This window comes from Streptomyces lycii (assembly GCF_009735685.1).
GTDB lineage: Bacteria > Actinomycetota > Actinomycetes > Streptomycetales > Streptomycetaceae > Streptomyces > Streptomyces lycii.
Map to the genome: position 1 here is coordinate 1 of NZ_WHPN01000371.1, position 8,122 is coordinate 8,122.

General features: G+C 74.0%; 6 protein-coding genes. 5 read left to right on the plus strand and 1 reads right to left on the minus strand.

Going from position 1 to position 8,122, the window contains the following annotated elements:
* Window positions 1–238 precede the first annotated feature (238 nt).
* Window positions 239–1,084 (minus strand): protein phosphatase 2C domain-containing protein, encoded by an 846-nt coding sequence (locus GCU69_RS24945; protein ID WP_156207238.1) that lies wholly within the window; start codon window positions 1,082–1,084, stop codon window positions 239–241.
* A 520-nt stretch (window positions 1,085–1,604) separates the two neighbouring features.
* Here GCU69_RS24945 and GCU69_RS33275 point away from each other — a divergent pair.
* From GCU69_RS33275 to GCU69_RS24970, 5 genes are all read left to right on the plus strand, one after another.
* Window positions 1,605–5,165, plus strand: a complete 3,561-nt coding sequence (locus GCU69_RS33275) for a nitrate- and nitrite sensing domain-containing protein (RefSeq protein WP_235978691.1) — start codon at window positions 1,605–1,607, stop codon at window positions 5,163–5,165.
* Window positions 5,162–5,701 carry a roadblock/LC7 domain-containing protein gene (locus GCU69_RS24955; RefSeq protein WP_235978692.1) on the plus strand — a complete coding sequence of 180 codons (540 nt, stop codon included), beginning with the start codon at window positions 5,162–5,164 and terminating at the stop codon, window positions 5,699–5,701. Before GCU69_RS33275 ends, GCU69_RS24955 begins: the two co-directional genes overlap by 4 nt.
* A complete protein-coding gene (locus GCU69_RS24960) occupies window positions 5,698–6,111 on the plus strand; it encodes a DUF742 domain-containing protein (RefSeq protein ID WP_156207240.1) in 414 nt (137 codons plus the stop codon). Before GCU69_RS24955 ends, GCU69_RS24960 begins: the two co-directional genes overlap by 4 nt.
* The gene (locus GCU69_RS24965; protein ID WP_176604645.1) at window positions 6,092–6,748 is read left to right on the plus strand and encodes a GTP-binding protein; all 657 of its coding nucleotides are present in this window, start codon (window positions 6,092–6,094) and stop codon (window positions 6,746–6,748) included. The genes GCU69_RS24960 and GCU69_RS24965 overlap by 20 nt, the downstream gene beginning before the upstream one ends.
* A 63-nt stretch (window positions 6,749–6,811) precedes the next feature.
* The gene (locus GCU69_RS24970; protein WP_098753009.1) at window positions 6,812–8,047 is read left to right on the plus strand and encodes a styrene monooxygenase/indole monooxygenase family protein; all 1,236 of its coding nucleotides are present in this window, start codon (window positions 6,812–6,814) and stop codon (window positions 8,045–8,047) included.
* Window positions 8,048–8,122: the final 75 nt, after the last annotated feature.

Genomic DNA, 8,122 nt, shown 5'->3' on the forward strand with positions numbered 1-8,122 from the left:
CCGCGCACCGAGGCCGTAGGCACCGAGCCCCGCGCCCGCCGCGCCGGAGGCCGTGCGCACCGAGTCCCGCCGTGCACCGAGCCCCGCCGCGCACCGAGGCCGTAGGCACCGAGCCCCGCGCCCGCCGCGCCGGAGGCCGTGCGCACCGAACCCCGCCGTGCCGGAAGCCGTACGCACCGAGCCCCGCCGCGCCGCAGGCCGTACCAGTCCAGCCCGTCCCGTACGCGCCCGGCGTGCCCTACAGCTCCGCCAGGACCACCGTCGCGTCGTCGTGCGTCTTCCCGCGCGGGAACGCCCGGCGCTCCGGGTCCGCCGACTCGGCCGCCCGGACCCGCCGGAGCAGGCCCCGGGCGCCCTCCTTGCGGAGCACCGCGAGGCAGTCCGGCCAGTCGCCCTCCCGGAACACCTCGGTCCAGCGCGACGCGCCGTCGGTGAGCGCCGCGAGGCTGCGCACCCCGGCCCGCGGCAGCGTGCCCGTCAGGGCCCGCGCGGCCACCTCCGGGTCGGCGGCCGCGGTGAAGAAGCCGCCCTCCGCGTTGCGGTACCCCTCCACGGCCCGGACGTAGTCGGCGGCCGACGCGGCCCATTCGGCGGAGCCGGGTGGCAGGGCCCGTACGGCCTCGCGCAGCGCGTCCACCTCGGACGGCAGCCGGCTGAGCCGGTCGTCGGCGAGCAGCGTCACCTCACCGTCCGGCGCCTCGGCCAGCAGCACCGAGTCGGAGAGCACCAGATGCTCGACGGACTCCTCGTCCCACCGGGCCGCGACCACGGTCGCCTGCGGAGTCCTGACGTGAGAAAGGTCACAGGTTGACCGATGGGCTCCGGCGGTACGCGCGAGAGCCTCGGCGAGACACTCGCGCAGCGTCAGATCCCGCCGCGAACCGGACAGTTCGAGCAGCGCGCCGCCCAGTCGTGTGGTGAACCAGGGGACGCCGTGTGCGCATCCGGTGTCCTCCTCGGGCGGTGTCACCCCGTCGAGTACGACGAGGGCGCCCCCGCTGCCCGACGCTGGCAGGGCTACTGCTGCGTAGTCCTCGTTGGGGCGGCGCGGATCGCCCGGTTCCGAGGTGACGTCGATGCGCATGGGGGTCAGTCTGCCGCACCCTGTGACCCCGCCGCCGTCACCGGCATGACCTGCGGGGACGCCGGGCCGCTCGGAGCGGCGACTGTCCGGAATTCCACCGGAATACCCGGACCGCGAAGGGTGCGGGCGCGAATCTTGCCAGGCGTCACGGAGGTTTTCCAACCGGCGCGTCGAATATGCAGGACGTCACCGTTACCGAAGGTTGTTTGCCAACTCCGGATTGATGTTCACTCGTTCAGGTGGCCAGGGGGATGATGTGCGCCCCCTCCGTATCGGTCCTGGAAGGGTCAGTTTTCCGTGCCGTGCGGGAGAGCAATGCCAGTCGGCGCTCCGCGGCCTGACGGCACGAGGAATCGAGCGGGCGGTCGGCCGGTCGGCATCTCGGCCCCGCGGAGACGAGACAAGAATGCGAGCACCGGTGCGAACAACACGGCTTCGGCGCAACGGACGTGACTCGGCGCGGACCGCGACGGCGGAGCCCCCGTCGCCGTCCGCGAAACCCCGCAGACGGCCCGCGCGGGTGCGCAACCGGCTGGTGATCTCGGTGGCCGTGGTGGCCGCCGCCGTCGCCGGGGCCGGTGCCCCGGCCGTGATCGCCGCGTCGGCCGACCTGACGGACTCCCAGCGCCTGGTCACCCTCTCCGAACTGAACGCGCAGGCCGTCGTGCTGGCCCACTCCCTGGCCGACGAGCGCGACACCATGACGCGGTACGTCGCCGCGGGCCGCACCGCCGCCGACGGCTCCGCCGGGGTGTCGGAGAAGCGGCGCGCCCGCGTCGACCGGCAGCTCGCCGAGATCCGGCAGAACGCGCCCGACGCCCTCGCGCGCCGGCTGGCCGGGCTGACACCGGCCCGTCAGCAGGCCCTGGGCGGGCCCGGTTCGGCAGCCGACACCTACGCGGCGTACACCGAGATGGTGCAGGCGCTGAACAAGGTGTCCGCCGATCTCGCCCGCCGCATCCCGCCGCGAGCCTCCGGCGGAGCCGCGGAGGCGCTGCCCGACCTCGGCCGCGCCGTCGAGCAGGCGGCCGGTTCCCGCACCCTGGTCCTCGGCGATCTCACCGCAGGCGGCAGCCTGCCGCAGCTGACCGCCGACGCCCAGCGCATCCGCGTCCAGGAGCAGGCCGCGCTCGCCGACTTCCGGCAGAACGCCCCCGCCGACGCCCGCGAGTCGTACGACGGCACCGTCAACGGCGGCGGCATCGAGACCGCCGAGGGCTATCTCCAGCGGCTCACCGACCAGCCGAGGCTCTCCGCCCAGGACCTCGCGCTCGACGCCGGGCGCGTCGACACCTCGCTCTCCGGGCGCATCGACCTGATGCGCGCCGTCGAGTCCGCCCTCACCACCGCCGAGACCGCCCGGCTCGCGGGCCTGCGCGACGACGACGTCACCGCGCTGGAGCTGCGCATCGGGCTCCTGGCGGCCTGTGTGCTGATCGCCGTCGGCGCCGGGATCTCCGGTGCCCGTTCGATGACCCGGCCGCTGGCCGTGCTGCGGCTCGGCGCGCGCCGGGTGGCAGCCGACCCGGTCGCCGAGGAGCCCGTGCGGTTCACCGGCCGCGACGACGAGTACGCCGACGTCGTACGGGCCGTCAACGAACTGCGGGAGAAGGCCCTCGGCTTCCACGAGACGGCCGAGAAGCTCGGCCGCGAGCGCTCCGGGCTCATCAGCGAGCGGCAGCGCCTCGCCGGCCAGCGGGAGGAGCTGAAGCAGCGGACCGCGGAACTCACCGAGCGGCTGGACGGTCTCCAGGATCGGGTGCACGGCAGCTTCGTCAACCTCTCGATGCGCACCCTCGGCCTCATCGAGCGGCAACTCGCGGCCATCGAGGGCCTGGAGGACCGCGAGGAGGACCCGGAGCGCCTCGACACCCTCTACCGGCTCGACCATCTGGCCACCCGGATGCGCCGGTACAGCGAGAACCTGCTCGTCATGGCGGGTGCCGAGAACGGCACGGGGCACACCGGCCCCGTCCCGCTGCTCGACGTCCTGCGCGCCTCGGTCAGCGAGATCGAGCGGTACGAGCGGGTCCGCATCCAGTCGCTGCCGCCGCACGCCCGGGTCGCCGGGTTCGCCGCCGACGCCGTCAGCCACCTCGTCGCCGAACTGCTGGAGAACGCCGCCGCCTTCTCGCCGCCGGACGCCGACGTGGAGCTGTCGGGCTGGCTGCTGGAGAGCGGCGAGGTGATGCTCTCCGTGCACGACGAGGGCATCGGCATCACCGAGGACCGGCTGACCGAGCTGAACGCCCGGCTCCAGGACCCGGACGGCGAGGCGGACGGCGCCGAGGAGGACGCGCTCGGGCTCGGCCTGTACGTCGTCGCGCGGCTGGCCGCCCGGCACGGGGTACGGGTCGAACTCCGCGACCAGAAGCAGGGCGGGGTCGCCGCGGTCGTGGTGCTGCCGACCTCGATCCTGCCGACCCGGCCCGCGCCGGCGAACGCCCAGCCGGGCCCGGCCGTCACGCCGGGGGTGAGCCAGCCCGGCTCGGTGGCGGAGGCCAATTCCAACGCCCTGCCGCGCCGCCGGACCGGCCGTCTCCCGAAGCGTCCGGGCGCGGGCGTTCCGGCGGGGGCGGCGGGAGCGGAAGCCCCGGCCGCCGCACCGGCGGAGCGGCCGGAGCCGCAGGCCGTGCCGGAGACGCCCGCCGCGGGTGCCACCGCCCTGGAGCCGGATGTTCCGGCGGGCGGCGGCGCGGCGGCGGAGACCGGCGACCGGACGGAGCGTCCCGCGGCGGCCGGTGCCGGGTCGCCCGCTGGCGTGAGCAGGAGCGGGAGCGGGGAACAGTCCGGCGGGCTGGCCCGCAGCGCACAGGACGATCCGCTGGTGGCCGCGGCCGAGCAGTCGGTGCGGGCCGCGTCGGAACGCGAGTTTCCGGTGTCCCGCCCCGAGTCCGGCCCGTTCGTCACCGTGCCCCGGGACTACCCCGCCGAGGCGCGCGCGGCCGCGGCGCTGGCCCGCGACGGCCGCACGGCGCCCGAGATCCCCAAGACGCCCGAGATCCCCACGGCGCCCGAGATCCGCGAGGCGTCCGAGATCCCCCAGGCGCCCGAGACGCACGAGGCGGACGAGACCCACGAGACTCCTGAGATCCGCGAGGCGTCCGAGGCCCCGGAGGTCTCCCGGGCGACCGGGGAGACCGGGTCGGCCGTGCTGCCCCGGGAGTCCGGGTCGGCCGGGGTGTCCCAGGTGCCCGGCTCCGGGACCGGCTTCCCGGCCGACGATCCGTACGGTGTCCGGGGTGCCGCCCGCCCCGAGGACGAGCACACCCGCGCGGAGGACACGACACCGGCCGAGCCCGCCGTGCGCTCGTTCCCCGCGCCCGCCGACGACGTCCCGGACCCGGCCGCGGCCTGGCCGTCCGCCCCGGGCGGAGCCGGTGCCCCCGGCTCCCCGGCACCCTGGACCGCCACTCCGGACACGCACGACACTCCGGATTCCCATGACGCCCGGGCCCCGTACGACTCCCGGGACGCGAAGGCCACTACGGACCCGCACGCCACACCGGACGCGCACACCACGTCCGATCCGCACACCCCGTCCGATCCGCACACCACACCGGACCCGTACGACACCGCGGATCCGCACACCGCCCCGGGCGCGCCGGCCGCGCGGGCGGACCACGCCCCCGCGGTGGCCGACGCCGCCTCCGCGGTGGCCGAACCCGCCCCCGCACCGGCGGATCACGCCTCCGCACCGGCTGTACCCGCCCCCGCGCCGGAGCCCGCCCCGAGCGCGCCGCGGCTCACCGACAAGGGCCTGCCCAAGCGGACGCCCAAGGTCGTGGCGCCGCGCGAGCCGGTGAAGAAGTCGTCGGGCGGTGTGGACGCCGAAGCGCTGCGCCGCAGGCTCGGCGGCTTCCGGCAGGGGGCGCTGGACGGCATGCGGGACGCCGAAGCAGAACTCGCCGGGCACACCGGCCGGGAAAGCACCGGGCAGACCACCGGAGACGCCGCCGGGCACACCGCCGCGCGCGGCGTGGCACGAGGCGCGGAGGACGCCTCGGGCCGAGACGGAGAAAACCGACACCGTACGGGGGAGCTGGACGCGGGTGGCACAGTCGAGGAGGAACGCGGTTGAACGCGGATACCAAGCCCAGCCCGGACGTGGAGCCCGGTTACGGACTCAGCAATGAGGCCCGCAACCTGCACTGGCTGCTGAACGACCTGGTCGAGGAGGTGCCCGGCGTCCACTCGGTGGCCGTCGTCTCCTCGGACGGTCTGCTGCTGCTCTCCTCGGACCGTGCCCGGACCGCCGAGGTGGTGCCCGACGAGCGGTCCGGCGGACCCGCCGGTGCGGCCGGTGAGTCCCCGGACGGGCCCAAGGGGTCGGCCGCCGGCCTCGCCACCGTCGTCTCCGGCCTCGGCGCGCTCACCACGGGCGCCGCCAAGCTCATGGACGCGGGCCGCGTCAAACAGACGATGATCGCCATGGACGAGGGCAGTCTCTTCGTCATGTCGATCAGCGACGGCTCGATGCTGGGCGTGCACGCGACGCCCGACTGCGACATGAACGTCGTCGCCTACCACATGGCGCTCTTCGTCGGCCGCGCCGGACACGTCCTCACCCCCGAGATCCGCAACGAACTCCGCGAGTCCCTGGAGAGCCAGCAGTGACCTCCCTGCCCGAACTCCCGGTCCGCGGCGCGGACGGCGCGAAGTTCCGCAAACCCGCCCGGGTCCGTCCGTACTCACTGACCGGCGGCCGGACCCGCTTCGGGCACGTGCTGCTCGTCGAGACGTTCGTCGCGGCGCTCGACGGCCCCGACGACCGGCCCGAGATCACCGCCGGGAACTGGGCGGACCGGGTGATGCCCGAGATGCGCGCCATCGTCGAACTCTGCCGCCGCATGCGCTCGGTCGCGGAGATCTCCGCGATGCTGAGCATCCCGCTGGGCGTCGTCCGCGTGCTGCTCAGCGACCTGGCCGACCAAGGAAAGATCCGCGTCTACGGCACCGGTCACGACACCGGGCGCCCCGACCGCGTACTGCTGGAAAGGGTCCTGAGTGGACTTCGCAGGCTCTGACACGATCACCCGCACGGCGACGGAGACCGGCACCGGACCGGACGCGGCCTCCGAGGAGAAGCTCCAGAGCTGGCAGGCGGACCGAAGCCGCGCACCGATCGCCACGAAGATCGTCGTGGCCGGTGGCTTCGGTGTCGGCAAGACCACGTTCGTGGGCTCGGTCTCCGAGATCACCCCGCTCACCACCGAGGCGGTGATGACGCAGGCGAGCGAGGACGTCGACGACATCGCGGCGACCCCGGACAAGCTCACCACGACCGTCGCGATGGACTTCGGCCGGATCACACTGGACAGCGATCTGGTGCTCTATCTGTTCGGCACCCCCGGGCAGAAACGCTTCTGGTTCATGTGGGACGACCTGGTGCGCGGCGCGATCGGCGCCGTCGTGATGGCCGACACCCGGCGGCTCGCGGACTGCTTCCCGGCGCTCGACTACTTCGAGAGCTGCGGATTCCCGTACGTCGTCGCGGTCAACCACTTCGAGGGGACCGAGGCGTACGCCGTGGAGGACGTGCGCGAGGCGCTGTCCGTGCCGCCGCACGTACCGGTGGTGATCATGGACGCGCGGGAGCGGATCACGGTGGTCGAGTCGCTGCTGACGCTGGTGGCCCACGCTCTTGACGCCACCCCCGAGTGACGTAGCCTCCGCACCTGAAAGCGCAGTTCAGCGCCCGTTTTTAGTAACGAGAGAGAGCCCGCCATGCGGAAGATACTCATCGTGGGGGCCGGCCAGTCCGGCCTCCAACTCGCGCTCGGCCTCCAGCAGCACGGCTACGAGGTCACCCTGATGTCCAACCGCACCGCGGACGAGATCCGTGCGGGCCGCGTCATGTCCACGCAGTGCATGTTCCACACGGCCCTCCAGCACGAGCGTGATCTCCAGCTGAACTTCTGGGAGAGCCAGGCCCCGCGCATCGAGGGCCTCGGGGTCTCCGTCGCCGCCCCCGACTCCTCGCGCGCGGTCGACTGGGTCGGCAAGCTCGACGGCTACGCGCAGTCCGTGGACCAGCGGCTGAAGATGGCCGGCTGGCTGGAGACCTTCGCGCAGCGCGGCGGGCAGGTCGTCGTGCACGGTGCCGCGGTGTCCGACCTCGACTACTTCTCCCGCACCTACGACCTGGTGCTCGTCTCGGCGGGCAAGGGCGAACTCGTTTCGATGTTCGAGCGGGACGCCTCCCGTTCCCCGTACGACACCCCGCAGCGCGCCCTCGCCGTCGCCTACGTCCACGGGCTGGGCCCGCGCCCGGAGCACCCGGAGTTCGACGCGGTGCGCTGCAACCTGGTGCCGGGCGTCGGCGAGATGTTCATCATGCCGACCGTCACCCTCTCCGGCCGCGCCGACATCCTCTTCTGGGAGGGCGTCCCGGGCGGGCCGCTCGACGCGTTCCAGGGCGTCAAGGACCCGAACGAGCACCTGGCGCTGACGCTGGAACTGATGGAGAAGTACCTCCCCTGGGAGTACGCGCGCGCCACGCGCGTCGAGCTGACGGACGCGGGCGGCACCCTGGAGGGCCGCTACGCCCCGACGGTCCGCAAGCCGGTCGGCCGGCTCCCCTCGGGCGGCCTGGTGCTGGGCGTCGCCGATGTCGTCGTGGCGAACGACCCCATCACCGGCCAGGGCTCCAACTCGGCCTCCAAGTGCGCGGCCGCGTATCTGGCGAGCATCCTCGAACGCGGTGACAAGCCGTTCGACGAGGAGTGGATGCAGAGCGCGTTCGACCGCTACTGGGAGACGGCGCAGCACGTCACCAAGTGGACGAACGCGATGCTGGCCCCGCCGCCGGAGCACGTGCTGAACATCATCGGCGCCGCCGGCGGCCTCCAGCCGGTCGCGGACCGCTTCGCGAACGGCTTCAACGACCCGGCGGACTTCGAGAACTTCTTCTACGACCCGGCGAAGGCGGAGGCGTATCTGGCGGAGGTCACCCAGGGCTGACCGGCGACGGCACGGCGGCGCACGGGCGGCGCGCGCACCGCACCGCACCGCGGGGCGTGCGGGCCCGCGCCGCGG

Bases quoted from the DNA above. Each gene is read 5' to 3' on its own strand.
- GCU69_RS24945 (WP_156207238.1), bottom strand. From the start codon at position 1,084: ATGCGCATCGACGTCACCTCGGAACCGGGCGATCCGCGCCGCCCCAAC.
- GCU69_RS24970 (WP_098753009.1), top strand. From the start codon at position 6,812: ATGCGGAAGATACTCATCGTGGGGGCCGGCCAGTCCGGCCTCCAACTC.